The organism is Pradoshia sp. TA40_28, from assembly GCF_059694525.1.
In genome coordinates this window covers 1-1,609 of sequence record NZ_JCATZO010000028.1, presented here as the reverse complement: position 1 = coordinate 1,609, position 1,609 = coordinate 1, and the positions used below count along the sequence as shown (strand labels likewise).

The window sequence follows — 1,609 nt, the reverse complement described above, 5'->3', positions numbered from 1 at the left end:
GTTCTTTGAAAACTGGATAATGTAATGTAAGGCAAAGTAATGCGTCAAACAAAAAAACCGAGTAAGAGTTTTTTAACGGTTAAGTTAATAAGGGCGCACGGTGGATGCCTTGGCACTAGGAGCCGATGAAGGACGGGACTAACACCGATATGCTTCGGGGAGCTGTAAGTAAGCTTTGATCCGGAGATTTCCGAATGGGGAAACCCACTGCCCGTAATGGGGTAGTATCTTACACTGAATTCATAGGTGTATGAAGGCATACCCGGGGAACTGAAACATCTAAGTACCCGGAGGAAGAGAAAGCAAATGCGATTTCCTGAGTAGCGGCGAGCGAAACGGAAACAGCCCAAACCAGAAGGCTTGCCTTCTGGGGTTGTAGGACACTCATTGTGGAGTTACAAAGGAACGAAGTAGACGAAGCGACCTGGAAAGGTCCGTCAGAGAAGGTAACAACCCTGTAGTTGAAACTTCGTTCCCTCCCGAGTGGATCCTGAGTACGGCGGGACACGAGGAATCCCGTCGGAATCCGGGAGGACCATCTCCCAAGGCTAAATACTCCCTAGTGACCGATAGTGAACCAGTACCGTGAGGGAAAGGTGAAAAGCACCCCGGAAGGGGAGTGAAAGAGATCCTGAAACCGTGTGCCTACAAGTAGTCAGAGCCCGTTAAAGGGTGATGGCGTGCCTTTTGTAGAATGAACCGGCGAGTTACGATCCCATGCAAGGTTAAGTTGAAGAGACGGAGCCGCAGCGAAAGCGAGTCTGAATAGGGCGTTTGCAGTATGTGGTCGTAGACCCGAAACCAGGTGATCTACCCATGTCCAGGATGAAGTCCAGGTAACACTGGATGGAGGTCCGAACCCACGCACGTTGAAAAGTGCGGGGATGAGGTGTGGGTAGCGGAGAAATTCCAATCGAACCTGGAGATAGCTGGTTCTCTCCGAAATAGCTTTAGGGCTAGCCTCGAATTGAGAGTCTTGGAGGTAGAGCACTGTTTGGACTAGGGGCCCTCATCGGGTTACCGAATTCAGACAAACTCCGAATGCCAAAGACTTATATTCGGGAGTCAGACTGCGAGTGATAAGATCCGTAGTCAAAAGGGAAACAGCCCAGACCACCAGCTAAGGTCCCAAAGTATACGTTAAGTGGAAAAGGATGTGGAGTTGCCCAGACAACCAGGATGTTGGCTTAGAAGCAGCCACCATTTAAAGAGTGCGTAATAGCTCACTGGTCGAGTGACTCTGCGCCGAAAATGTACCGGGGCTAAACGTATCACCGAAGCTGTGGATGCATACCGTATGGTATGCGTGGTAGGAGAGCGTTCTAAGGGCTGTGAAGCATGACCGGAAGGACATGTGGAGCGCTTAGAAGTGAGAATGCCGGTATGAGTAGCGAAAGAAGGGTGAGAATCCCTTCCACCGAATGCCTAAGGTTTCCTGAGGAAGGCTCGTCCGCTCAGGGTTAGTCGGGACCTAAGCCGAGGCCGAAAGGCGTAGGCGATGGACAACAGGTTGATATTCCTGTACCACCTCTCTTCCATTTGAGTGATGGGGGGACGCAGTAGGATAGGGTAAGCGCGCTGTTGGATATGCGCGTCCAAGCAGTTAGGC

Annotated in this window: 1 rRNA gene; it reads left to right on the top strand. The window is 51.0% G+C overall.

The annotated features are described in order from the left end of the window. Positions 1-77: 77 nt before the first annotated feature. Positions 78-1,609, top strand: a 23S ribosomal RNA gene (locus AC58NB_RS17395); the annotation flags it as partial.